This is a genomic window from Exiguobacterium aurantiacum, from assembly GCF_001766415.1.
Classification (GTDB): Bacteria; Bacillota; Bacilli; order Exiguobacteriales; family Exiguobacteriaceae; genus Exiguobacterium; species Exiguobacterium aurantiacum_A.
The window spans coordinates 87,598-111,263 of sequence record NZ_MKXO01000003.1 but is presented as its reverse complement, the minus strand read 5'-3'; the positions used below and the strand labels follow the sequence as shown (position 1 = coordinate 111,263).

At 54.5% G+C, this 23,666-nt stretch carries 25 protein-coding genes; 6 read left to right on the top strand and 19 right to left on the bottom strand.

All coding sequences use genetic code 11. From position 1 onward, the window contains the following. Positions 1–31: 31 nt before the first annotated feature. The 4 genes from galU to BJU60_RS08185 form a co-directional block, all read right to left on the bottom strand. Entirely contained in the window at positions 32–931 is a 900-nt protein-coding gene (galU, locus tag BJU60_RS08200; protein ID WP_070328406.1) for a UTP--glucose-1-phosphate uridylyltransferase GalU, read from the bottom strand. A 220-nt stretch (positions 932–1,151) separates the two neighbouring features. After that, on the bottom strand, positions 1,152–1,919 hold the full coding sequence (locus BJU60_RS08195) for a tyrosine-protein phosphatase (protein WP_070328405.1): 768 nt from the start codon (positions 1,917–1,919) through the stop codon (positions 1,152–1,154). Between the two features lie 15 nt (positions 1,920–1,934). Continuing rightward, positions 1,935–2,651, bottom strand: coding sequence for a CpsD/CapB family tyrosine-protein kinase (locus BJU60_RS08190; protein WP_070328404.1), 717 nt, complete (start codon positions 2,649–2,651; stop codon positions 1,935–1,937). Continuing rightward, positions 2,644–3,369, bottom strand: a complete 726-nt coding sequence (locus BJU60_RS08185; protein ID WP_070328403.1) for a YveK family protein — start codon at positions 3,367–3,369, stop codon at positions 2,644–2,646. Before BJU60_RS08185 ends, BJU60_RS08190 begins: the two co-directional genes overlap by 8 nt. A 194-nt stretch (positions 3,370–3,563) precedes the next feature. On the opposite strand from BJU60_RS08185, the gene BJU60_RS08180 reads away from it, so the two are divergent. Both BJU60_RS08180 and galE read left to right on the top strand, forming a co-directional pair. Further along, positions 3,564–4,748, top strand: coding sequence for a hypothetical protein (locus BJU60_RS08180; RefSeq protein ID WP_070328402.1), 1,185 nt, complete (start codon positions 3,564–3,566; stop codon positions 4,746–4,748). A 27-nt stretch (positions 4,749–4,775) separates the two neighbouring features. Continuing rightward, entirely contained in the window at positions 4,776–5,792 is a 1,017-nt protein-coding gene (gene galE / locus BJU60_RS08175) for a UDP-glucose 4-epimerase GalE (protein WP_070328401.1), read from the top strand. Between the two features lie 25 nt (positions 5,793–5,817). On the opposite strand, the gene BJU60_RS08170 is transcribed toward galE, so the two are convergent. The 5 genes from BJU60_RS08170 to BJU60_RS08150 form a co-directional block, all read right to left on the bottom strand. Then, positions 5,818–6,180 carry a hypothetical protein gene (locus BJU60_RS08170; RefSeq protein WP_070328400.1) on the bottom strand — a complete coding sequence of 121 codons (363 nt, stop codon included), beginning with the start codon at positions 6,178–6,180 and terminating at the stop codon, positions 5,818–5,820. Between the two features lie 124 nt (positions 6,181–6,304). After that, positions 6,305–7,504 (bottom strand): hypothetical protein, encoded by a 1,200-nt coding sequence (locus BJU60_RS08165; protein WP_070328399.1) that lies wholly within the window; start codon positions 7,502–7,504, stop codon positions 6,305–6,307. A gap of 85 nt (positions 7,505–7,589) precedes the next feature. Beyond that, positions 7,590–8,513: an LCP family glycopolymer transferase gene (locus tag BJU60_RS08160; protein WP_070328398.1), complete on the bottom strand. Its 924-nt coding sequence runs from the start codon at positions 8,511–8,513 to the stop codon at positions 7,590–7,592. Positions 8,514–8,615: 102 nt separating this feature from the next. Continuing rightward, the gene (locus BJU60_RS08155; protein WP_141737233.1) at positions 8,616–9,485 is read right to left on the bottom strand and encodes a YihY/virulence factor BrkB family protein; all 870 of its coding nucleotides are present in this window, start codon (positions 9,483–9,485) and stop codon (positions 8,616–8,618) included. 48 nt (positions 9,486–9,533) lie between these two features. Next, on the bottom strand, positions 9,534–10,412 hold the full coding sequence (locus BJU60_RS08150; protein WP_254281682.1) for an LCP family glycopolymer transferase: 879 nt from the start codon (positions 10,410–10,412) through the stop codon (positions 9,534–9,536). Positions 10,413–10,922: 510 nt separating this feature from the next. Between BJU60_RS08150 and BJU60_RS08145 the strand changes: the two genes are divergently transcribed. From BJU60_RS08145 to BJU60_RS08135, 3 genes are all read left to right on the top strand, one after another. After that, positions 10,923–11,135, top strand: coding sequence for a hypothetical protein (locus BJU60_RS08145; RefSeq protein ID WP_070328395.1), 213 nt, complete (start codon positions 10,923–10,925; stop codon positions 11,133–11,135). A 59-nt stretch (positions 11,136–11,194) separates the two neighbouring features. Then, positions 11,195–12,076: a phosphogluconate dehydrogenase (NAD(+)-dependent, decarboxylating) gene (gnd, locus tag BJU60_RS08140; RefSeq protein ID WP_070328394.1), complete on the top strand. Its 882-nt coding sequence runs from the start codon at positions 11,195–11,197 to the stop codon at positions 12,074–12,076. 213 nt (positions 12,077–12,289) lie between these two features. Beyond that, entirely contained in the window at positions 12,290–13,276 is a 987-nt protein-coding gene (locus BJU60_RS08135) for a metallophosphoesterase family protein (RefSeq protein WP_070328393.1), read from the top strand. A 71-nt stretch (positions 13,277–13,347) separates the two neighbouring features. On the opposite strand, the gene tnpB is transcribed toward BJU60_RS08135, so the two are convergent. From tnpB to BJU60_RS15330, 3 genes are read right to left on the bottom strand one after another with little or no spacing between them, the layout of a single operon-like run. After that, on the bottom strand, positions 13,348–14,520 hold the full coding sequence (tnpB, locus tag BJU60_RS08130) for an IS200/IS605 family element RNA-guided endonuclease TnpB (RefSeq protein ID WP_070328392.1): 1,173 nt from the start codon (positions 14,518–14,520) through the stop codon (positions 13,348–13,350). 22 nt (positions 14,521–14,542) lie between these two features. Continuing rightward, positions 14,543–15,109 carry a hypothetical protein gene (locus BJU60_RS08125; RefSeq protein WP_070328391.1) on the bottom strand — a complete coding sequence of 189 codons (567 nt, stop codon included), beginning with the start codon at positions 15,107–15,109 and terminating at the stop codon, positions 14,543–14,545. Then, positions 15,106–15,252: a hypothetical protein gene (locus BJU60_RS15330; protein ID WP_217265640.1), complete on the bottom strand. Its 147-nt coding sequence runs from the start codon at positions 15,250–15,252 to the stop codon at positions 15,106–15,108. The genes BJU60_RS08125 and BJU60_RS15330 overlap by 4 nt, the downstream gene beginning before the upstream one ends. Positions 15,253–15,753: 501 nt before the next feature. On the opposite strand from BJU60_RS15330, the gene BJU60_RS08120 reads away from it, so the two are divergent. Then, on the top strand, positions 15,754–18,207 hold the full coding sequence (locus tag BJU60_RS08120) for a sensor domain-containing protein (protein WP_167615690.1): 2,454 nt from the start codon (positions 15,754–15,756) through the stop codon (positions 18,205–18,207). Between the two features lie 193 nt (positions 18,208–18,400). Here the strand turns inward: BJU60_RS08120 and BJU60_RS08115 are convergent, their stop codons facing one another. The 7 genes from BJU60_RS08115 to dcd all read right to left on the bottom strand — a co-directional run bounded on the left by BJU60_RS08115 (position 18,401) and on the right by dcd (position 23,666). Then, positions 18,401–18,847, bottom strand: coding sequence for an Asp23/Gls24 family envelope stress response protein (locus BJU60_RS08115; protein ID WP_070328390.1), 447 nt, complete (start codon positions 18,845–18,847; stop codon positions 18,401–18,403). Positions 18,848–18,889: 42 nt separating this feature from the next. Beyond that, entirely contained in the window at positions 18,890–19,096 is a 207-nt protein-coding gene (locus tag BJU60_RS08110) for a DUF2273 domain-containing protein (protein ID WP_070328389.1), read from the bottom strand. Positions 19,097–19,108: 12 nt separating this feature from the next. Next, positions 19,109–19,651, bottom strand: a complete 543-nt coding sequence (gene amaP / locus BJU60_RS08105; RefSeq protein ID WP_070328388.1) for an alkaline shock response membrane anchor protein AmaP — start codon at positions 19,649–19,651, stop codon at positions 19,109–19,111. Positions 19,652–19,802: 151 nt separating this feature from the next. Then, entirely contained in the window at positions 19,803–20,198 is a 396-nt protein-coding gene (locus BJU60_RS08100; RefSeq protein ID WP_070328387.1) for a hypothetical protein, read from the bottom strand. Between the two features lie 128 nt (positions 20,199–20,326). Next, complete coding sequence (locus tag BJU60_RS08095) at positions 20,327–21,913, bottom strand: FMN-binding glutamate synthase family protein (protein ID WP_070328386.1); 1,587 nt, start codon at positions 21,911–21,913, stop codon at positions 20,327–20,329. 102 nt (positions 21,914–22,015) lie between these two features. Next, positions 22,016–22,864, bottom strand: a complete 849-nt coding sequence (locus BJU60_RS08090) for a MurR/RpiR family transcriptional regulator (RefSeq protein ID WP_070328385.1) — start codon at positions 22,862–22,864, stop codon at positions 22,016–22,018. Positions 22,865–23,129: 265 nt separating this feature from the next. Then, positions 23,130–23,666 carry a dCTP deaminase gene (gene dcd, locus BJU60_RS08085; RefSeq protein ID WP_070328384.1) on the bottom strand — a complete coding sequence of 179 codons (537 nt, stop codon included), beginning with the start codon at positions 23,664–23,666 and terminating at the stop codon, positions 23,130–23,132.

Here is a 23,666-nt window from a genome sequence, read left to right as displayed (position 1 = left end):
TTCAGGAATGGACAATCATTTTCCCTCCCTCTTAATTGACCGCGTTCATAGAAGACTGTTCTTCTACTAATTGCGTCATTATCTTTAAAACATCTTCCCGTAAGTCTTCACGTGCCAACGCGAATTCTAGCGTCGTCTGGATAAAACCTAGCTTTTCACCGACGTCATAGCGCTTGCCTGTGAATTCAAAAGCAAATACGGGTTGGACTTCATTCAATCGTGTGATCGCATCCGTCAACTGGATCTCGCCACCCGCGCCTGGCGCTTGCGTCTCTAAAAACTTAAAGATTTGCGGCGTGAACAAGTAACGACCGAGAATTGCCAAGTTCGACGGCTCTGTGCCTGGTGCCGGTTTCTCGACGAACGACTCGACTTTATGTAACCCGCCTTCAAGCGATGACTGAAGGTCAACGATGCCATAACGGTGTGTCACGTCACGAGATACCGGTTGGACACCGATAATCGAACTTTCTGTCCTGTTGTACTGTTCAATCAATTGACGTGTACAAGGTACATCCGCTTGCACGATATCATCACCAAGCATGACGACGAACGGCTCGTCGCCAACGAACGCTTTCGCTTGAAGCACGGCGTGACCGAGTCCTCGCGGCTTTGATTGACGGATGAAGTGGATGTTAATGTTCGTCGTCTCTTCGACGAGCTTCAAAAACTCTGATTTCCCTTTTTCAATCAGTTGTTGCTCGAGCTCCGGCACTGAGTCGAAATGATCCTCGATGGCTCGCTTGCCTTTACCAGTTACGATCAAGATGTCTTCAATGCCTGATTCGACCGCTTCTTCAATGATGTATTGGATCGTCGGTTTGTCGACGATCGGTAACATCTCTTTCGGCATCGCTTTTGTCGCCGGTAAGAAACGTGTCCCGAGACCGGCTGCCGGAATGACGGCCTTTTTCACTCGTTTAATTGTCATCTATTCCACTCCTCCTGGATGGTTATATCTATTATGTCTAATCCATAGAAAAAAGGATGTATCTACCATCCTTTTAAAAAAATTATAAATTAAGGTTATCACGTTCTATTCATGTAAAAAACCAAGGAAAGGAAATTAAAACATAAAATCGTTCGACAGATGTCGACAAAAATCATAATGATAACCTAGTTGTCAACCGTTTATTGTTAATAAAGGGAAATTATTTCTTCCATTTCCCTCTCCAATTTTTAATTGGAAGAATCGGGGGATCGATGAAGACGAACTCGTCTTTCATGACCGCCTCGGCGTTGCCGACGTACGTGTCCCATTTGTCGGCACCGAGTTCTTTTGTGATGGCATCTTTGGCATCATCCCAGTAGAACGTGCGGCGCCCGGTGCTATGGGCGTCCGAGGCAATCAAGTGGCTCAGTCCGTTACGAAGGAACGTGAAAGCGAGGTCTTGCACGTTTTGTCCGAACTCGCCTGTCAGGCTGCCTGTCGTGATTTGCGACAACGCCCCCGACGACACGAAGTCCATCAAGCGTTTCGGGTTCGTCGCGAACTCTTTGTTGCGCTCGGGATGGGCGATGACCGGGGTGTAGCCTTCCGTCTGCAGTCCGAAGAACAGTTGCTCGGCGTAGGCCGGGACAGAGTCGCTCGGAAATTCGACGAGGACGTAACGCGAGCCGGCGAGCGACAGCGCCTGGCCTTGCTCGAGCGCCTCGACTAGCTCGCCGAATACGCGAATCTCTTGCCCGGCGTACAGGTCGAGCGTGATGCCCTCATGGCGCAACACGTCTTGAAGCTTGGCGACGGCGTTTTGGACGTTCAACTCGTCCGTCTCGAACTGGGGGTGAAACGCGTGGGGGGTGACCACGATTGCGGTCACCCCTTCGCTTGCCGCGCGTTTCGCCATTTCTACCGCTTGTTCGACCGTCTCCGGTCCGTCATCGACGGCCGGGAGTAAGTGACAATGGATATCGATCATGGCGTTGTCTCCTTTTTACTCGTACGCGTAGTAGTAATAGTAATCATCGCTGCCTTGCGGCTCACGCTTGTTCAAGACGACACCGAGGATATGAGCCTCGGCGAGCGTCAACTGTTCTTTCGCTTTGACGACCATCTGGCGGTCCGACTTGTCGCAGCCGACGACGAGGACGACGCCGTCTACTTTACGGGCGAGGACGCGTGTGTCGGCGACTTGCATCATCGGCGGGGCGTCTAAAATGATGATGTCGTAATTCGTCTTCAACTCTTCGAGCACGCGGTCCATCGTCTTCGACGACAATAACTCAGAAGGGTTCGGTGGAATCGGTCCCGCCGCCATCAAGTCCAAGTTCTCGACTTGTGTCGAATGCGTCGCTTTCTCGATCGTCGTCTTTTTGGCAAGGACGGTCGACAGTCCGATCCCGTTCGATAGACGGAACGTGAAGTGGGCCGTCGGGCGGCGCATGTCGCAGTCGACGAGTAAGACGCGCTTGCCTTGCTGGGCGTAGACGACGGCGAGGTTCGACGATGTCGTCGACTTGCCCTCTCCTGACGAGGCCGATGTGATGACCATCGTCTGTAAGTCGTCATCGACGGCCGTGAACTCGAGGTTCGTCCGAATCGTCCGGTATTGTTCGGAGATCGGCGACTTCGGTTTATGGACCGTGATCAAGTCGCGTCCGGTCTTGTCGTATTTGATATGTTTGTGCTTCTTTTTCCCGAAATTAAACATGGACTTCTTCACCTTTCACTTTCGCTTGGCGTTGTTGCTGCATCTCGACACGGTCAATGACCGGGATCGACCCTAATACCGGGAGTTCTAAAATCGTCTCGACGTCTTGCTCCGTCTTGATGCGACGGTCGAGCACGACTCTGAGGAAGGCGATAGCGACTCCGATCATTAAACCGAGTACGGTCGCGATCGCCGTATTGAGCAAGATGTTCGGGCTGACCGGGAACATCGGCACGGACGCATCCGACAACACTTTGACGTTGTCGACGCCGCTCATTAGTTCTTTCACTTCTTTCGAGAACACAGTGCTGATCTCGTTGGCGATATCCGTTGCGAGCACCGGGTTCGTATGTTGGACCGCAATGTTGATGACTTGTGAGTTTTGTTCGCTGTTGACGGTGATCAAGTTACTGATGCCTTCCGGGGCACCGACGACGTTCTCTTGGACCGGCTCTAAGATGGCCGGGCTTTGGATGATGACGCGGTACGTGTTGACGAGCGCGACTGACGACTGGACTTGGCCGGTGTCGATCATGTTGTTTTGTGTCTCTTTCGGTGCGACGAGCACTTGTGTCGACGCCTCATACGTCGGTTGGATGACGTACGAGCTGACGAGAAAGGCGATGAGTGCCGCGATGAGTGCTAAACTTGCGATGAGCCATTTGCTCCGCTTCAAGATGGAGAACAGTTCTCCAAGGGAAATCGTTTCTTCATTCATATTCGTGTTTTCTCTCCTCTATTCTGTAAAATCACGACTGGAAAATTTCCGCAAATAATATTTTTACTGACAATACCAAAACATTATAGCAAAAATTCTCTCCCGTGATGACCCATTTTTTAAAAATTGGGTTTTTTGGCATGCAAATCTGCTAAACTTTGAAAGGAATAACTTTACAAAAGGGGGAGACAATAGTGCACGTTAGTGAGCGCCTACTCCAGCTATATGCCGATGTCGATGCGTCGACACGTACAAAATTGCAAACTTTAATCAAACAAAATCTGGGGGACGGCAAATCGTTGACCGTTTCTTTTGAAGAACTGACCGGTGCGACGAAAGCCTCACTCCCGACCGACGAAAAATCAGCGGCCGACTTCACGGCTTGGATCAAAGGCGGGAAGAAAGATGCCACGTTCCTTCCATATTATGTGTCTTTACTCGAGAAGCATGATCGGGTGCTGAACAAAGAAGCGACGGTGCCGCAACCGATCAAAGTTGACAAGACAGTCGTCAACGAGACAACTGCCGACGCCGCATCAGAAAAAACGCCACAATCAGCAGCACAGACTCAGAAGCCACGTTACGTACCGGAGACTTCGGTCCCGTCACGCGCCGAACGGGCCAAGCGAATTGAACCGGCCCGCCCTCGTAAAAAGAAAGGCAAATGGCTCGGTGGCCTGTTGCTCGTCGCAGTCTTATTAGGCGGCGGTTATATCGGGTATCCATATGTAGCGGCGCTATTTGAACCGAGCGAGACAACGGAAGTCGAAGCCCCGGCGCCTGAACCGGAACCTGTCGTCGAAGCACCGGAGACGAACTACGTCTGGCTGGCGACGAAAAACGTCAACCTCGTCAGCGAACCGAACGGCACGACAGTCACCTATATAGGAGATATCGGCGATCGCTACGAGATTGTGAACGAACAAGACGATCATGTCGAAGTCGACCTCGACGGCACGACGGCTTGGGTCGCGCTCGATGCCGTCACGACCGACTGGCCGTCACGCGATCTGACTGACAGTACGCTGCTCGACTGGGCCGAGACGAACCTAGACAACGCTTGGCTTGGTGAAGCGCTCCCTGATTTCTTCGCGATGAACGAGGCCGCGCTCACCGAGACGATCGGCGCACCGTACGGTCGTGAGACCGACGCCTTGAACGCCTATGCGTTCTACAACGGTGGCTTCTTCGTCATCCAAGACGACCAAGTCCACGCCATCGACTGGACGAACACGCAACTCGCGCGCGAGGCGTTCGACGCGCTCGGTGAACCCGTCATCGAGACGAGCGACGCGCTCGTCTATGAGAGCGAGACGTACTCGCTCCGCTTATTTATCGGCACGAACGGACAGACCCGCGTGCGTTTGACAGAAAAATAATAGTTTTCTTCGGAAGGAGTAACCCCTATGACTACGATTTTAGTTACAGGTGGTGCCGGCTACATCGGCACCCACACCGTCCTCCAACTACTTGAGACCGGACACGACGTCATCGTCCTCGACAACTTGTCGAACAGCCGCCGTGAGGCGCTCGACCGCGTCGAGGCGCTGACCGGCAAAACGGTCGAGTTTTACCTCGGCGACATCCTCGACCGGGAGTTATTGGAACAGATCTTCTTGAAACATACGATCGACGCCGTCATCCATTTCGCCGGACTGAAAGCTGTCGGCGAATCGGTGAACGAGCCGCTCCGCTATTACGAGAACAACGTCGTCGGGACGACCGTCCTGCTCGACGTGATGAACGCGTTCGACGTGAAACGGATCGTCTTTTCTTCTTCTGCGACCGTGTACGGGATGCCGGAACGGACACCGATCGACGAATCGTTCCCGCTCAGCGCGACGAACCCGTACGGCCGCACAAAACTGATGATCGAAGACATCATGCGCGACTTGGCCGTCGCCGACCCGGCGTGGAGCATCGCGCTCCTCCGCTACTTCAACCCGATTGGCGCCCATGAGTCAGGCCAGATCGGTGAGGACCCGTTCGACGTACCGAACAACTTGATGCCGTACATCACGCAAGTCGCCGTCGGCCGCTTGAGCGAACTGAGCGTGTTCGGTGACGATTACGACACACCGGACGGCACCGGCGTCCGCGACTACATCCACGTCGTCGACTTGGCTGAAGGCCACTTGAAGGCGCTCGACTACGTCATGGACCACACCGGCGCCGAGGCGTTCAACCTCGGGACCGGCACGGGCTACAGCGTGCTCGACCTCGTCAAGGCTTTCGAGGCGGAGAGTGGAAAAACTGTCCCGTATAAAGTGACGCCGCGTCGCCCGGGCGACATCGGCAGCTGCTACGCCGACCCGACAAAATCGAAAGACGCGCTCGGCTGGGAAGCGAAACACGACGTCCGCGCCATGTGCCGCGACGCCTGGAACTGGCAAGCGAACAACCCGAACGGTTACCGGGCATAAGAAAAACCCTTTACGCGAGAACGAGTTATCGTTCTTCCGTAAGGGGTTTTGTCATGTCTTCTTCTATCAGGTCTTCTTCTATCACGTCTTGTCGCTCCCGCGCCCCGAGCACGCCGTAGTCGAGGACGACGATCAAGATGGCGATCCCGGCGAGCGTCCAAGCGGCGTCGATGGCGAACTCGCCGACGATGAAGCCGAACAAGACGAAGGCGCCGAACGTCAGGTAATAGCCCTTGCGCCAAAGCGATCGGTACTGATTGGCGACGTCACGGTCCCATACGTAGAGGGCGACGTAGCCGACCAAGGCGATGAACAGCGTGGCAAACATCCAATAGAGAAACGACTGCAGCGTCAAGCCGAACAAATACGCGAATAAAGGTTGATTCATGGAAATCCGCTCCTTCGGTGTATGGTCGTGTATGTCATAGAACTTCCTTCTATTCCATTTTCTACCTAAACACCGAATGCGTCAATACGACTATTCATCAAAAATGACTTTTGGTTCAAAAGCCCTATTCTCGTTCGAGCCACATGAAGTCGTACGCCTCGAGCACGACCGCCTCGACCCATTCTCCCGTGAACAAGTTCGTCCCGCTCGCAGCGATGACGACCCGTTCGTCCGACACGTTCGTATAGAGTAGAAGCGTCTCGCCTCCCCCGCTCCGCTCGACCGTGAACACGCGTTTGTCCGTCGCGATGATGCGCTGCTCGGCATACGGTGAGAAGGCCGGGTGCGTCCGCTTGACGTTCAGCTGGCTCAAGATGCCGGAGAACACTTGCAGGCGGTACGGGTCCGTCTTCAACTCTTGGACGAGCGCGGCCCGCTCGACCGGCGTCGTCACCCCGAGCAGCGTCCGATAATCGACGGCCGGGATGCCTTGGAGCGAGAACAGGACGCTATGGGCAGCGAGCAACATGTCGACCGACGGCTCGAGCAAGTTCTTCTCGAACGGGTCCCGCTCCGGCGTCGACAAGAAGTTGAAGTACGTCTTGCCGTCCTCGGGTGCCTCGATGTTGTCGGCCCAGTCGGTCAGCCCTTTGGCGTTGCCTTGGGCGAAAGCGAGCAGCGTATGGGACGCCAAGTCGAAGTGACAGATGACGTCGGCGACTTCGAAGTAGGAACCGGTCCGGTCGGCGTCCCCTTCATAGGCGAGGACGAGCTGCCCGTGCGGTTTATAGTGGTGGAGAATCAATTGCCATAGTTCGAGCACGTGCTTGATCCGCTCCTCGGGCATGCCCCGGAACGATTGGACGTGGACGCGGACTTTCGTCGCCCCTTGCGCGAGCCGTTCGATGAACGCGTCGGTCTCGTCGAGCAAATCGACTTGTAGCTCGTTATAGACGTCCGGCGTCATCTCATACATGAGATCGAACTCGTCGTGGAAGCGCCCGAGGTCCTCGAACAGACGGATGCGCGGGTTGACGGCCGTGTCGGTCGGCTTCACTTGATGCGGGAACAGCGACACGAGATACAAGTCGCTGATCGACGATCGGACGTGGTCTTTCAATAGCGTGTGCAGCGCGTCGAGGTCTTGCGTCCCGTCGGTCGTGACGGCGTTCGCGTCGACGATGAGGACGCTCGTCAGCTCGCTCGGCGCTTCGTGGTCGTGCCACGTGTGGCCGGCCCACTTGTCGAACAGACGGCGCCAGTCGTCGGCTGTATGATCGTCTTCGAGTCGGTTGATTATCGGTTCAAGTTTGTCCCAAATCATGTGATCCCTCCTAGTACTGTCTCTATTAACAGTCCCACCGATGCGCCCGTTTCAAACTCACGAAAAAAGCCACCCGAGGGCGGCTTCAGTCCATCAAACGCTTCAGTTCGGTCTGGACGCTTGCGAGCGAGTCCGGATTTGGGTTCCAGTAATAAATACCGTCTGACTCTAGCCCGCCCGCCCCTTCGATCCGGAGCGTGCTGGCGTTACGGAACGCCTGCATGTAGTCCGTCGACAGACCGACGAGCTCGTTGAACTCGATGTTCGTCTTGGCACGGTTGCCGGCGACGTCCAACAGTTTCGTCACTTTATCGACCGAGAAGTCAGAACGCCCTTTCTCGACGATGGCCGCGACAACGGCGCGTTGCCGCTCTTGGCGGCCGAAGTCCCCGTTCGGGTCGTCGTAACGCATGCGCGTATACGATAATGCCGACTCACCCGTCAACTCCACTTCACCGACCGGATACGAGTAACCGTCCGACGCGAACGCGAAGTTGTTCGTCACCGTGATGCCGCCGAGCGCGTCGACGACCTCGGTGAACGCCTCCATGTCCGTCTCGACGACGTAGTCGATCGGGATGTCTAAGAGTCCTTCGACCGTATCCATCGCCATCTCGGCCCCGCCGAACGCGTAGGCGTGGTTGATCTTGTCACGCATCCCGCGCCCGACGATCTCCGTCTTGGTATCCCGCGGGATGCTGAGCATCGCCCCTTCGTCCGTCTCCGGGTTGAGCGTCATGACGATGATCGAGTCGCTCCGCCCTTGCTCGGTGCCGCGGCGGTCGACGCCGAGGAGGAGGACCGACACGGACCGCTTCTCTTCGATCGTCTGTACTTGTTTGCGTTCTTCAGAGATTTCTAAATTATCGTTCACCCGTGTCACCGTCTCATTGACGTCCCGGTACATCGACCAGACGAACAGTCCGCCGGCGATGAGGATGACGGTCATGACGCCCACTGTGAGCAATACCCATTTCTTCCATGATGATTTCTTGCGATGTCTCGCCATCAGACCACCTGCTTTCATTAAATCTATAGTATGAATAATTCCCGCTTACCGTGTAGTATTATAGCACGTTGCCAAAAAATGCTAACGATTTCTTTCGGATTTTTATGGGAAATGTGTGCGCTGTGGCCGGCGTCGCGTATGACCGGGCCAAGCCGCGTTGATCTCCGCCCCGAGCAGCATCGTCGCCGCCGTCAAGTAGAGCCAGATCTGCAGCAAGATGACGATTCCGATCGTCCCGTACGTGTCGCCGAACAGCGAGAACTGGTCGACGTAGATGCTGTAGCCGGTCGACAACAGCTGCCACGAGATGACGGCGAAAGTGGCGCCTGGGAGCGTCTCCGTGAATGTGACGTGTTGCTGGGGCGCGAACTTATAAAACAGCGAGAACGCGAAGATGAGGATGACGGTCGAGACGGTATACCGGGCGAGCGTCGCCAACCGTTCAAACTCCTCGAGCATCGGGAACCACGCGTACATGAGCTCGACGAACTCGCGGCCGAAGATGTGGAACACGATCAAGATGACGGCGCCGACGCTGAAGGCGACGAGCGTCAACAACCCGATGAGCCGACGGACGATGTAGCTGCGCGCCTCGGTCTCGCCGTAGGCGAACACGGTCAGCTTGACGAGCCGGGCCGCCCCGTTCGAGGCCGACCAGACGGCGATGACGGCACCGACCGAGATGAGCCCGGCGTTGATGTCGCCGCTGACGTCATAGACGACCGACAGCATGTCACGCACACTCGCGCCCGGGATTAAGATCTCGATCTGCTCGATCAACAGGGCGTCGTCGATCCCGAGCCATGCCATGACGGCGAACAACAGGACGAACGTCGGGAAGATGGCGAGAAACCAGAAGAAGGCGAGCGTGGCGCTATAGTCGTTGATGTGATGGTCTTTGAAGCGATGGCGGACGTCGATGATGAGACGGATCAGTCGGTCGAGCACACGGGTCACCCCTTTTCTTTTCATTATCGCACAAATTAAAACGCCCCATCCGCTTTGGATGAGGCGCCATTGTCATTGTTCCATCAATTCGCCGAGATACGACTTCACGTCTTCAAGTGAGGCCGCATCCGGGTTCCAATAATAGATGCCGTCGTCAGCCTTGCCGCCAGTGCCTTCGAGTCGAAGGACGTCCTGGTTTTTGAAGGCGGCCATATAGTCGGCCGACAGTGTCCGGATGTCTTTGAATGTCATGTTCGTCTTCGCGTTATTGCCTAAGACGTCGAGCATATTGTTGAATTTCGAGATCGAGAAATCGTCTTTGCCTTCGTTGACGAGCGCCGTGATGACGTCACGCTGACGCTCTTGGCGACCGAAGTCACCATTCGGGTCGTCGTAGCGCATCCGCGTGTACGCGAGCGCTTCGGGGCCTGACAAGTTGATCGTGCCCGGCTCGAACGAATAGTCGCCCGACGTGAAGGCGAGCTTGTTCGTCACTTCGACGCCGCCGAGAAGGTCGACCGTGTCTTGGAACCCTTTCATATCGACTTCGGCGACGTAATCGATCGGGATGCCGAGTAAGTTCTCGACCGTCGCGAGCGCCATCTCGGCACCGCCGAACGCATAGGCGTGGTTGATCTTATCGGTCGTGCCTTTGCCGACGATCTCCGTCTTCGTGTCGCGCGGTATGCTGAGCATCGCGCTCGCATCCGTATTCGGGTTGAGTGTCATGACGATGATCGAGTCGCTGCGGCCTTGCTCGTCGGCACGGCGGTCGACACCAAGCAACAGGACCGATACCGGTTTCTTGTCGTTGATCGTCTGCTTGTTCATCCGTTCCGGGCTGAGCCCGGCCGACTCGTTCAAACGACTGACCGTCGAGTCCACTTGGTTATACAAATAAGCTGCCACCCCGACTCCGATGAGCAGGAACAGTCCGACGACGATCCCCACAATCAACGCGATGCGTTTTGCGGGCGTTTTCTTCCTACGACGTTTCTTGACTCTCTTTTTCTTTTGCTCTTCCATGACATTGCACCTTTCCTCGAACCTGTAGTCAATTTCACATAGGTTTTATTTTAGCATGCACCTTATTTTAATATTCCTATTTTTTATAAAAGAGGTAAATGGTTGCCGATTGTTGTCGAATCATTCACTCGCTTATTTTTATCGGCCGGTTTTGAAAAAAGGTTTAGCTTTTCTGGCATATCTTTTTTTATTCCTACCCTGAGCTCCAAAAACCGAAACCGCTACCATTCCGATCACCATGGGCACAAGGTCGCAACACGCAGTTCCAATTCTTACGAAACCGATCGGGGACGTCCTCAATCAATTGTTTTTTTAGGTCCGTTTCCTTATTTCTAAAAAGCCTTATAGTACAAACGCATTATTTTTTGTAATATTTGTATAAGAAATCATGTAAATGTAATTGAAATCCAATTATTTTGCGAAGGGGATAGACGGATGCGTTTCGTCGTCACGTGTTTTATCGAGAAAAAAGAGCCGTTTTCATTCATTATTTACGGGAGTTCGAGGCACCAGGCCGAACGGACATTTAACCAGACGCTCCAGTTGGCCAATCCGCTCAACGACTTCATCGAGGCGAGTGATGGACAGAAGATCCGAATCGGGTCGATCCTCGCCTACCGGATCGATGATATAAATCCTCTCTTTTGAATCCTCCCCATTTCGGGTAACCCTTATAAAGACTAAACCAATCGATTGGGGGAACGAATATGGAACTAGGAATGATTGGACTTGGCAAGATGGGACTCAACCTGGCGCTCAATTTGACGGATGGAGGCCACCGCGTGCTCGGTTACGACCCGGGCAACGTGTCGACGAGCCAGTTCGAGACGCTCGATTCGCTCGAAGCGGTCGTGGACGGGTTGAAAGCGCCGCGCGTCGTCTGGGTGATGGTACCAGCCGGTGACGTGACCGAGCGTGTATTGAACGATTTGCACGCGTTGTTGTCTCCAGGGGATATCGTCATCGACGGCGGCAACTCGAACTATAAGGAGTCGATGCGGCGGGCCGAGCACTTCAACGACAAACTGATCTACTTCTTCGACGTCGGGACGAGTGGCGGCATGGAAGGCGCACGCAACGGCGCCTGCACGATGATCGGCGGCGATATCGAGGCGTTCGGCAAGATCGAGGAATTGTTCCAAGACGTGTCGACGGACAACGGCTACTTGTACGCCGGTCCGAGTGGCAGCGGACATTTCCTCAAGATGATCCATAACGGCATCGAGTACGGCATGATGCAGGCGATCGCCGAAGGGTTCGAGATCCTCGAGAAGAGCCCGTTCGATTACGACCACGAACAAGTCGCCCGTGTCTGGAACCACGGCTCGGTCGTCCGCTCCTGGTTGATGGAGTTGACCGAGAGCGCGTTCCACAAGGACGCGAAGCTCGACGAGATCAAAGGTGTCATGCATGCGTCGGGTGAAGGCAAGTGGACGGTCGAGACGGCGCTCGAATACGGCGTCCCGGCACCAGTCATCGCCATGTCGCTCATGATGCGCCAACGCTCGCTCGAGGAGGACACGTTCTCCGGCAAGGTCGTCGCCGCGCTAAGAAACGAGTTCGGTGGGCATGCGGTCGAGAAGAAATGAACGGCCAGACCGATCCGTTTTGGGTCGGTCTTTTGCGTTGTGACATTTGTCCATTCGGCCTCGTCTCGTCAGTGGTTGACGCACTTGGGATATATAAATGTTGCAAGTACGAACAACGATGTCGCTCCACCACGCTGCTCTTTCCGGAAACGCGTGATCGACACGTAGCTTTGGAATCGGGCAATGTAGACGAGACTTAGAGGAGGCTGAGCCATGACCCGTTTCATTCACATCGCCGATATCCATCACGCAAGATATGACGACACGAACATCCTTGTAGAACATTCAAGTTTTGATATTCAGCGAGACAAACTCAATCAGTTGGCTCACGTCATCCATACCGAAAGCATCCAGGCAGTTCTCGTCGCCGGTGACATCGAAGTGAGCGATCCGAATGACTTCCTTCCATATTTACGAGACTGGACAAGACTCGGTGCATCCGTATACATCATCTTCGGTGACCACGATGTACATCGTTCAGTCTATACGGATGTATGGGAGACGGTTGAGCACGTCCATTGTTTCTTGGAACCCGACTACGTCTTCGATGTACGACTCGGTGCCGGTATATATGGTCTTAGTTGTGAAGCTAGACGAATTGGATTGTCTGAATCCTTTGTAACTGTGCCACAGCGACGAGACGCTTATCCGAATCTGTTTCTGACCCACGGCAATCGTACCGACTTCCCTAAAGACGTTGTCGCCTCGCTCGGCTACGACTACTATGCGTTAGGTCATTTGCATGAGTATAAACAGCCATTTACTCGTGGCGGTGTCCCGTTCGTCTACCCGGGCCATGTCTTCTCCGTCTGGGACGGAAGCGGCAAGGCTTGGACAACAGGTTACGTCATCGGGACGATTTCTCCAGACGGTGTGACCCATGAGTTCCGTCCATTCGAAGGACCGGAGACAAGACGCATCGCCTTCAACCGATTCGACCGGAATGAGGACCGGATTCGCCTGTCGCTCGATAATATCGATTGGGACAACGACGGCTGGATAACGGATGATGATTCCGTCATGCGTTTCCTCGTCTGCGCCATTTTGACACGTTATCCGGACGATTACTTCGTCACTCCGAGTGACCGAAGTCAAAACGTCACGCGCGTCTGTATGACTGGTCGAACGCTGCTTCGTAATGAAATTAGATTCGAAGATTTTTATCGTCGTTCCTTCAAGGCGACAGCGACCACCCATTGAACTACCCCCACCTACGCTTCGCTTAGAGGTGGAGGATTCCTGAGTCATCCGGTCTAACGACCGGAACCTGATCAGGCTAGCCCCGTCGTCCCGACGGTTGAAGAGGCCAAGATTCGTTCAGCCTCTCGTTTCAAGTTCAGTCCTGCGTTCACATCGCGGTCGTGGTGGATCCCGCAGCCCGGGCATGTCCACTCACGCAGACCAAGATGCTTCACGTCTTTGTGTTGATGGCCACAACTCGAACAGAGCTGGCTCGAGGCAAAGGTCTTGCCGACCTTCACGACGGTCTTCCCGTACCAGTCCGCCTTGTATTCGAGCATGCGGAAGAACTCCGACCAACTGACTTCGGAGATGGACTTGCCCAACTTGCGGTTCTTCTGCATGTTCTTCACCTGCAAGGTCTCGATGCCGATGACGTCGTGGTTTTTGACGATCTCGGTCGATACCTTGTGCAGGAAGTCGGTACGCTTGTTGGCGATCTTCTCATGGATGCGGGCGACCTTGCGTTTTTGTTTCTGATAGTTTCTCGCCTCGGACAGCTTGATGTTCTTGTCCAAGGCAATGAGCTGACGGCGGGAGAGCTTGCGCTGCTCGCGCGCCAGTCTCTTCTCAAGCGTGCGGAAATAGCGGTCGTTTTGGTACACCGTGCCGTCGGACAGGATAGCGAAGTTCTTGAGTCCGACGTCGACGCCGACGGTTGAGCCGGTCTTCGGCAGTTCGTTGATTTCCTGCTCGACGAGGAGGGAGACGAAGTATTTACCTGAGGCGTTACGTCGGATCGTGGCGTTCAAGATGCGGCCCTCGACCTGCTTCGAGTTGGCGAACCGGACCCACTTCAACTTCGGAAGTTTGAGCTTGTTGCCGACGATCGACACCTCAGGAAGTTGAGACTTGCCTTGGATGTTCGTCTTATAGGATTGGACGGGGTTCCGCTTCGATTTGAACCGTGGCCGTTCGTTCTGCTTCTTGAAGAAGCGGTCATACGCCTCGGCTAGATGTTTGACGCTGGTCTGGACAGATGTGCTATCGACTTCTTTTAGCCAGTCAAACTGTTGCTTCAAGGTAGGAATTTCTTTCGAACAGGAACCGTAGGACAAGCCTTTTCCTGTCGTCTTGTAGGTTTCTTCCCACTTCGCTAAGAAGTGGTTGAAGACGAAACGTGAACAACCGATTGTCTTGGCAATCAGGATTTCCTGCTCCTTTGTCGGATATATTCGGAATTTGTAAGCCTTATGCTTCAACATGATATTCACCCCCTTTGGGTATTTATACCCAATGGATAAACAATTCAGAGTCTAGCGGCAGATCGACATAGCCCGGGAAGAGTTCTCGTTCAAAGATAAGCCCGTTGACCCCATCCAGAAAGTCCCCGAAATCGCTGACACCAACGAGGTCGGCCCACTTCGCATCGATGAAACGTCCAGCGATATAGAGACGCCCCCCTTGTTCGACGAACTGTTTAATCGTCTCGTACGGCCACTGCTCCGTGTTTTCCCCGCTCAAGACGAGCACGTTATGCGGTGACGGGTCGAGCTCCTCGATTTGTGCAGCCGTGATCGATGTGTATGGGAGTTTGGCGTAGTCGAGCGCGTATTTGAAGTTCGTCAAAATCGCCTCGGACAATTCATCCTCATTTTGATGAATGTAGATATTGATCGGCTCTCCTTCAAGTTCTCTGCTCTCACCCGCTAGCGTTTTGAACTCTCTCGCTTCATGGGCTTTGGTCGGGATCAACCGGTGGCCATAGTCGAGTCTAAGCAACTGGACAAATAGAATTCCGACCAAGAGTAGCGAAAATAAGGCAGCGACATAGCTGATCATTGATTTGTTCACCAGACTGCACCTTCTAACCGTCTAAGAATGAACCGCCTGTCTTCTTGGATGGTGCTTTCCGGCACCATATCTTTCATCTGGTCAAGCAACGGGCGAAGCTCGGCCTCTCCCTCGTCTGCGAGCACAAGTTGTCCCGAGCTCAAGGGACAAGGTCGATTTATCCTCACGTTTCGTCCGTGGCATGCATGTCACCGCGCGAGCCGAGTCGTCGATCATGTGACGGCACATCGCTTTTACGAATGTTATGACCGTTCCTTGAAATAGGTGTATACTTTGAGACGCATGATTCGCTCGTTTTCATATTACGGGTATGCTGGCCTGTCGGCTGACACGTTCAGCGCTTCGAATCACAGTCTCGCTACGATCACCCCCCGCTATCATTATATGGAAATAATATACACAAAAAATATATAGTGTGATTTCATTCATATTGGTGCATACATATAAACGATCGCCCGATTCTTCTAATGTCGCGACGTTTTAGGTCTATTTTCCCGTTTTATTGACTCTTCACTCAAACATATTTACTACTCGTCAAATTATGCGTATATTTGTAAACGCTGCTGTTTTTGTAATGATTGGAAATGAAAACCTGGAATGCTTTACCGTTCCTGACTCGATATATTCAGATTAAGGAGGAAACTATGACTCGGTTCAACTGGATCAATCCGCTCAAATCTCGATTGGCTGCCACTGACTTACCGATCGCACTCGCTGACGTCACGAACGACCGCCACTTCATCGAAGGACACCTCGACCCAGTCTTCTTGCTCGACATTCACGGGAACATCGTCGATTCCAACGAGAAATTGTCGCTCTTGCTCGGCTACACGAAGCGTGAGCTGTTCACGCACTTCGCCCGCTTCACGACCGAAGCGGACGCCGAACGGATCCAAACGTATTTCGCAAGCGCCCTGTCAGGAACTGAAGAGACGTACACATGCATGGCGAAACAGAAGGACGGCCGCATGTTGAAGCTGCAAATCACCAACATCCCTGCCTATGACAACCACTTGATCGTCGGTGTGTACGGGATCGCCCGGGACATCACGCAAGACGACCACTTAAAAGACGAGGTGGGACGGCTTCGCGACTTATACAAGCACATTGAGGCGTCCATCTACCGAAAAGATTTACGAACGGGGAAGCTCGAGTTTTATACCGCCGGATTTGAGACGTTGTTCCAGACGGCACCGCAAGCGATGGGTGAGGACCCGACATCTTGCCATCACGCGATCCATCGGAACGACTTGGCCAAAGTCCGGGCCGCCCATGCAAGTGTCGAAGCGGGGCAGGAAACGACCGTCCTCTACCGGACAAGCTTTACCGACAGCGTCAAATGGGTCGAGGAACGCCTCATCCCGAAGTTTGACGACGACGGCACGGTCATGGCCGTCATCAGTATCGCCCACGATATCACCCGTCTGAAGACGCAAGAAGAACAGATCTGGCAGCTCGCCATGCACGATTCGCTCACCAGTCTGCCGAACCGGAGCCTTTTTCTCTATGAGCTGGGCGAACGGATGGAGCAGCACGAGCATATCGCGGTCCTGACGATCAGCTTCAACTCGATTCACCGGATCAATCACGACTTCGGCTACGCCGTCGGAGATGACTGGATCGTCGCGGCCACGTCGGCCCTGCTCCATCGTTTGCCGAACGGCAGCTTCGTCGGTCATCTCGGGGGTGACGAATTCATGTTGCTCTTGCCAGATGTCACGGATGAGCCCTCGTTGATCATGAGCTGCCAGTCTTTGCTCAAACTCGGGGAGAAGCATATCCAAGTCGGCCCGTACGAATGGCGACCACCCGTCTCGATCGGGGTCAGCCGCTATCCGCATGATTCGACAGTCGCCGAAGAGCTGCTGCAGTACGCCAACACGGCACTCGGCCGGACGAACTTGCCGGGTATGGACCGGTTCGTCTTTTACGCCTCGAGCTTCAATATCGACTCGTATCGGCGACATCAGCTCGGCAACGATCTGCGTCGCGCCATCGAAGAGGACGAACTCTTCCTTGAATTCCAACCGAAAGTCGACGCCTGGTCGGGCCGGATCGTCGGGGCCGAGGCGCTCGTCCGCTGGCAACATCCCGAATGGGGACGGATTCCGCCGAACGACTTCATCCCGTTGTCTGAAGAGAGCGACCTCCACATCCAACTCGCCGATTGGGTGCTCCATCATACGTGCGCCCATCTCCGCGACTGGCAGGACAAAGACCTCCCCGTCGTCCCGGTGTCGATCAACGTGTCACCGAAACGACTGTTGCATGGGCACTATGCCGAGACGGTCACGCGGGCGCTCCGCCGCTATACGCTCACACCGTCGCTGCTCGAGATCGAGATATTAGAGACCGATGTCTTGAGCGATAATCGGAAGATTCACGACACGCTCGAACAGCTCGACGCCGCCAATATCCGTGTCGCCCTCGACGACTTCGGGACCGGCTACTCGTCGTTATCTTATTTGCAGCAGTACCCGATCAAGACGATCAAGATCGATCAACAGTTCGCCGCTGACTTGCATGAGAACAAGAAGTCACAGGCGATCGTGCGGACGATCCTGTTCATGGCCGAGGAGTTTGCGATGGACGTCGTCATCGAAGGCGTCGAGACGCTCGAACAACTCGATGTCGTCCGACGCCTCAACTGCCGCATCGTCCAAGGCTACTTGTTCAGCCGTCCGCTCGGCGCCGAGCAGTTCGAACGGGCGCTCGAGGACCGCTTCCTAGCAACGACGGAGACGGTCGGCCCAGCCGTCACGCGACAAGCGTTCTCGCTCGAGGCGAGCGTGACGATCCACAAGTTCCACGACCGGGAACTGTCGATCGGCTCGACCCCGATTCTCGTGACGAAGAGCGGGCTACAAAGCCTGCATTTTTACGCCCGGGTTCGCCTGCCGGTCACAGAGGCCATCGAATTGAAGATCCTCTTGCCACAAGTCGGTGACAAGACAGATATCCTCGTCCGACTCGTCCGTGTGACCGAGCTCGAAAGCGGCTTGTTCGAATACGAGGCGAGCTATCTCGATACGAGTGAATCGCACCGTGTCATGATGACGCTTCAACAAAACACTCAAGTCCCGAAAAGCCCTTTGTGATCAGTCGAGAGCACTGAACAACCTCCGTTTTGTCCGAGCATCCTTTTTCCTTGCCCGTATCCTGTTTTGGACAGGTTACACGTAGCTAGACTATAAAAAGAAAACAGGGTAGTGTCATCCCATGCGGGACGACACTACCCTGTTCAAAGTATTTAAAGTTTTTCCACTGGAAGCATCACCTACGTGTTCCTCGTCAAACAAGATCACGGCTCGGCTCGGCTCCTTCCTCAATCGATTTACTTTTCGCATCGAACTCCGCCCGCGTCATGACGTCCTCGACATGCATATTCACTTCGACGACATCAAGGCCGGTCATGTCATGCATCGCCTTCTTGATTTTGGTGACGGTCTCATTAAAGATGCCCGGTATACTCTTTCCGTATTCGACGATGACCCGTAAATCGAGCGCGACTTGATGTTCGCCGACTTCGGCGTCGATGCCTTTCGTGATGTCCTCTGTACTCCGGAACCGGTCTGCGAACCCGCTCATGAAGCCACCGCTCATCGACAAGATGCCTTGGACCTCACCAGTCGCAAGTCCCGCAATCTTTTTGATGACTTGGTCTTCAAACGTCAACTTGTTTTGACGCACCGGTTCGTCTGACACGCTCGTCTGGACATTCGTGTTTTCGCTTTGCATGGCCCTTCTCCCCTTTCTAACCCTCGAACTGACTCGTTCCGTTTACTTCCGCGTGAAAAATGACACCCATTCGTCTACCCGAAGCACACCGTCCGCCCACTTGCCGAGTAAAAATCCAACGAACGCCAGCGACACGATGAGAAGCGTCTGGCCGAAGCCGATTGTCAGGAACAGTACCGCAATGACAATCCCGACAATGACTCCGAGCAGACGGAATCGGTAAGGGAACAACATCGTTTTCACATCCATCACAGCACCTCCTTATACGACTCGTTCTGACGTTTGACGTTTCGTATCTTGAATATGGAGTGACACGTCAGTCACCGGCAATTCAAGCAACGCTTCAAGCCGCTCTTTCACGTGCGTCTGAATCTCTTTCCCGAGCGTCGGCAGCCCGTCACGATTGAAGACCGAACAATCGATATGGACGTGGACGCTCTCTTTCTTCGAATCGATGTCGACTTTGACGTCCGGCGTCCGAACGCCTTGGAACGTCTTCAACGATTCGTACACCATCTTCTCGATTTTCTCGGTCGAGATGGTGATTCGTCCTTCCCCTGTCTCGATCGTATATCGTTCCGATTTCGATTTGGCGATGAGTCCGGTCAGAAGCATCAAGATAAACACAATGCCAAGGAAAATGGAGATCGCGAGGATGGTGTATACGTACTCGTCTTGATTTTGCCACCGTTCTAGATAGGAACTGAGTCGTGGGACGTCATAGACTCCGAGCAACAGCACCCCAACACTGACCAGCCCGACAATGCCCGTGATGACCAAAATGAATCGATTCAATCCATTCATGCCCCTATCCCCTTTTCGAATAGCTTATTTCACGACATAACGTTCATTCTCTCTCTATGTATATACTTATAAATCCCCTTTCAGACGGGCACAAAACATTTCACATTATGAACTTAAAGATGGTTTGACGACAACGAAAAAGAAGCCCATGTCAGGCTTCTTCATCGTCCGGAATGGTTATTTTATCGAACTGTTCGTCGCGACAGAGCGTGATCGCTTGCATCGCGAGCTGATAGTCCTCTTGCGGCAGGCTGATCAGTTCCGTCGGCAGCACCCATTCTTTATGGTTGTACAGATGGATGACAAGTTTGACGAGGACGAGCTCGCCCTTCTCGAACGTATTGTCGTCGATGATCGTCGATGTGTTGATTCTCCCTGTCTCGAGGTTGACGTACGGCAGCAGGATGTCACGCACCCGCTCGTTCCCCGCGATCACGTACAGCGCCGAGAAATATTCTTTCCCCGCCGCCCCTGGGTCTTCTAACCGCCGTGCCATTTGTTTGAACACGCGATAGTGGTCAGCCGACAAGAAGTCAATGTTGTTCATAGTGTTCAGCCTCTCTATCCGTATTTCGCTAGATATGTATCATTTCCACGCTTTGTCAAAACGTAACCCTATCCGCAGCCTATTCCGCAATCTTTACATTTCGCGACGACAAAAAAAGCGGCAGCCCCTCAGCCGTCGCTCGTCCCGAACAGTTCGGTCCCCGGCTTCACCCGTCCATCATCGTATTTGTAGATGATGTGCTCGGCTGAAAACTCGGTCGGTATCGTGAGCCCGGCCGCGGCCGTCAAGTTGTACAGCCCTTCGCGGAGCGAGATGATATAGTTCGTCACCCGGAAGCTCTTCTCGTCGACGACGAGCGCCCGTTGCAGCTTCGGGTCCGTCGTCGCGACACCGACCGGGCACCGGTTCGTATGACACACTTGTGCCTGGATGCAACCGACGTTGAACATGAGGCCACGGGCGATGTTGACGAAGTCCGCACCGAGCCCTAAGGCGATGGCGACTTTATCGGCCGTCACGAGCTTGCCGGAGGCGAACAGTTTGATCTTGTCGCGCAGTCCATGCTCGATGAGGAGACGATGGACGTACGGCAACGCGGCGTGAAGCGGCAGTCCGACCGCGTCCGCGAGCTCTTGGTACGTCGCCCCGGTCCCGCCTTCCCCGCCGTCGACGGTGATGAAGTCCGGATATCGATCGGACGCTTCCATGGCAGCGATCAGGTCATGGAGGTCATCGAGCCGACCGACGACGAGCTTGATGCCGACCGGCTTGCCCCCGACGTCGCGCAACCGTTCGATGAAGGTGAGCATCTCCGTGTTCGTATGGAACTCGTTGAACCGGTTCGGGCTGTCGATGCTGATGCCGACTTTGACGTTGCGGATCTTGGCGATCTCCGGCGTCACTTTCGTACCTTCGATGTGGCCGCCCCGCGTCTTCGCACCTTGGGCGAGCTTCAGCTCGAAGGCGCGCACTTGTTTGATGGCGCTCTTCTCCTGGAACGCCTCCCAGGAGAACGCCCCGTCCTCGGTCCGGACACCGAACAGCGCCGGTCCGATCTGATAGACGAGGTCGACGTCCCCTTTCAAGTGATAGTCGGACAAGCCGCCTTCCCCGGTGTTCATCCATGTCCCTTTCGCCCGGCCGAGACCGATCGAGAGCGCGCTGATGGCGTTCTCGCCGAGCGAGCCGAAGCTCATCGCCGACTGACCGATGAGGCCGCGCACTTGGAACGGCTCCCGGCATGTGTCTTTGCCGATGACGGGTGCATCTGCAAGCGGCAACAAATACGGCGACACCTTTTGCTCGACGATGTGCTCTTTTCGCGTGAACAGATTGTCGGCGTCGAGATGATACATATGCGTCGTCACCGTCTCGTCACGAGCGATCTTCAAATCAGTTCGTTGCGTCGGGAACAAGGCGTTCTGGACGTAGAAGCCGTTCGCGTCGAAGTCCCGTTCCGAGCCGAAACCGATGAGCCGCGACTTATATTTCCCGGAAATGACGGCCGACTCGTACTCGTTCCGCGAGAACGGCGTCGCCTCGTTGTCGTTCAAAAACAAGTACTGGCGCAGCTCGGGGCCGATCATCTCGAGTATGTAGCGGACCTTACCGAGGAGCGGGAAGTTGCGGAGGACGGCGTGCTCGCGCTGATTGCGGTCTTTCATCCATAAGTAGAACAGCAGCAGGAACGGCATCGAAATCAAAAGCACCATCAATATGAGCAGTACGACCAGCATCGTCGTGTTGAGCGACATCGTCCTCTCTCCTCCCGTAGCGTTCGGTTGTCCTTATCCGATACCACGTCGGGTGAACGATGAAACAGCTCCGACCCGTAACGTCCTGGGTCGGAGCTGTTTTCACATACGACGGCGTGAGATGGCTTCCCGCATCTGACGGAGCGCATCCCGTCCCGTCTCTCCACGTTGCATCATGACGACCGTGAACAGAGCGTCAATTAAACTGAGCTCGGCGATACGCGAAGCGAGCGCCTCGGAACGGAACTCGGTCTCTTGCGACACGGTATACAAGGCGACGTCGGCGAGTTTCGAGAGCGGTGACTTGGCGTAGTTCGTGATGGCGATAATCGGCACGCCGCGATCCCGACAGACGTGCGCGACGTCGAGCGTCTCTTTCGAGGCACCCGAATGCGAGATGAGGACGGCGACGTCGTCTGTCGTCAGCTGTGACGCCGACATGAGCTGCATATGTGATTCTAAATTCGCCGTAACGAGCAGGCCGCTACGGACGAATTTATGGTACGCGTCAAGTGCAATCACAGCCGAACCACCACTCCCGAAAAACTCGATGCGGCGGGCCGACAGCAACAAGTCGACCGCCTGCTGCATCGTCGCCTCCTCTAAGATTTGGCGGGTCGACTCGATCGTCTTGACGTTCGTCGCGAAAATTTTTTCAGCGATTTGAAGTGGCGTATCGTCTTGCGTGATGTCTTCATGGATATCTTGGAGCGGTGCGACGATATCCGAGGCGAGCGCGATCTTTAGCGCCTGATACCCTTTGAAGCCGACGCGTTGACAGAAACGGAACACGGTCGACTCGGCGACATCTAAGTCGTCGGCCACTTGATTGATCGTATGGTGAATGATCAGTTCCGGTTGTTTCAACATATAGTCGGCAATTCGTTGTTCCTTTTTGCTGAGTGTCGAATAGGCACCGCGGATACGGGCCAGTCCATTCATCGATTCCATCATCTATCACCCTTTCGTCTCTCTTAACGATACCTTTCCGAAAAAAATTCCGCAATGACGAGACGATGTTCCTGCGTTTGTCGCTTCACTTCTTCGGGACAAGGACTATGCGGCCAAAGTCGCTCGCATATTCACCGGAGAAGGCTTCAAACGAGAAGATGACGTGGCAAGCGCTCGACCGATTACTCGAATAAACAAACCTCCGTCAACCGTGACGGAGGTTTGTTTATGTACAGTTAGAACGAAATCTGAAAAGGGACGATTCTCAAGGCGTCACTTCAAAGTCAGCCGCGACACGACTCGCCGTGACACTCGGCTGTCCCCGATATTTGCCGGCATACGGCGCAGTCGCCTCATCGAGCTTCGCGAACACGAGCTGACAGATCCGTCGCCCAGTCTCGATCTCAATCGGGACTTGGTTGGCATTGAACAGTTCGAGCGTGATTCGCCCTTCAAAGCCTGGGTCGACCCAGCCTGCGTTTTGAATGAACAGACCGAGCCGGCCGATCGAGCTCCTTCCTTCGACAAAAGCGGTCATGTCGTTCGGGATCGACACGTACTCCATCGTCGTCGCGAGCACGAACGTCTTCGGCGGGATGACCATCTTGTCCGTCTCGAATTCGAGATACGCCGCAGTCGCATCCAGCGTCAACATCGAAGTCTGGCTCGGGTCGACTTGCAGGTAGTGCCGGCCGACACGCAAATCGACAGACGCCGGTTGAAGCTGAAGTGCATCCGCTCCGTCGACCCGAATCGAACCTGACTGCATGCCCCGCTCAATCGATTGTCGGGATAAAATCAT

Coding starts and splice junctions, on each gene's coding strand:
- galU (WP_070328406.1), bottom strand. CDS start 931: ATGACAATTAAACGAGTGAAAAAGGCCGTCATTCCGGCAGCCGGTCTC.
- BJU60_RS08195 (WP_070328405.1), bottom strand. CDS start 1,919: ATGATCGATATCCATTGTCACTTACTCCCGGCCGTCGATGACGGACCG.
- BJU60_RS08190 (WP_070328404.1), bottom strand. CDS start 2,651: ATGTTTAATTTCGGGAAAAAGAAGCACAAACATATCAAATACGACAAG.
- BJU60_RS08185 (WP_070328403.1), bottom strand. CDS start 3,369: ATGAATGAAGAAACGATTTCCCTTGGAGAACTGTTCTCCATCTTGAAG.
- galE (WP_070328401.1), top strand. CDS start 4,776: ATGACTACGATTTTAGTTACAGGTGGTGCCGGCTACATCGGCACCCAC.
- BJU60_RS08170 (WP_070328400.1), bottom strand. CDS start 6,180: ATGAATCAACCTTTATTCGCGTATTTGTTCGGCTTGACGCTGCAGTCG.
- BJU60_RS08165 (WP_070328399.1), bottom strand. CDS start 7,504: ATGATTTGGGACAAACTTGAACCGATAATCAACCGACTCGAAGACGAT.
- BJU60_RS08160 (WP_070328398.1), bottom strand. CDS start 8,513: ATGGCGAGACATCGCAAGAAATCATCATGGAAGAAATGGGTATTGCTC.
- BJU60_RS08155 (WP_141737233.1), bottom strand. CDS start 9,485: ATGAAAAGAAAAGGGGTGACCCGTGTGCTCGACCGACTGATCCGTCTC.
- BJU60_RS08145 (WP_070328395.1), top strand. CDS start 10,923: ATGCGTTTCGTCGTCACGTGTTTTATCGAGAAAAAAGAGCCGTTTTCA.
- gnd (WP_070328394.1), top strand. CDS start 11,195: ATGGAACTAGGAATGATTGGACTTGGCAAGATGGGACTCAACCTGGCG.
- BJU60_RS08135 (WP_070328393.1), top strand. CDS start 12,290: ATGACCCGTTTCATTCACATCGCCGATATCCATCACGCAAGATATGAC.
- tnpB (WP_070328392.1), bottom strand. CDS start 14,520: ATGTTGAAGCATAAGGCTTACAAATTCCGAATATATCCGACAAAGGAG.
- BJU60_RS08120 (WP_167615690.1), top strand. CDS start 15,754: ATGACTCGGTTCAACTGGATCAATCCGCTCAAATCTCGATTGGCTGCC.
- BJU60_RS08115 (WP_070328390.1), bottom strand. CDS start 18,847: ATGCAAAGCGAAAACACGAATGTCCAGACGAGCGTGTCAGACGAACCG.
- BJU60_RS08110 (WP_070328389.1), bottom strand. CDS start 19,096: ATGGATGTGAAAACGATGTTGTTCCCTTACCGATTCCGTCTGCTCGGA.
- amaP (WP_070328388.1), bottom strand. CDS start 19,651: ATGAATGGATTGAATCGATTCATTTTGGTCATCACGGGCATTGTCGGG.
- BJU60_RS08100 (WP_070328387.1), bottom strand. CDS start 20,198: ATGAACAACATTGACTTCTTGTCGGCTGACCACTATCGCGTGTTCAAA.
- BJU60_RS08095 (WP_070328386.1), bottom strand. CDS start 21,913: ATGTCGCTCAACACGACGATGCTGGTCGTACTGCTCATATTGATGGTG.
- BJU60_RS08090 (WP_070328385.1), bottom strand. CDS start 22,864: ATGGAATCGATGAATGGACTGGCCCGTATCCGCGGTGCCTATTCGACA.
- dcd (WP_070328384.1), bottom strand. CDS start 23,666: ATGATTTTATCCCGACAATCGATTGAGCGGGGCATGCAGTCAGGTTCG.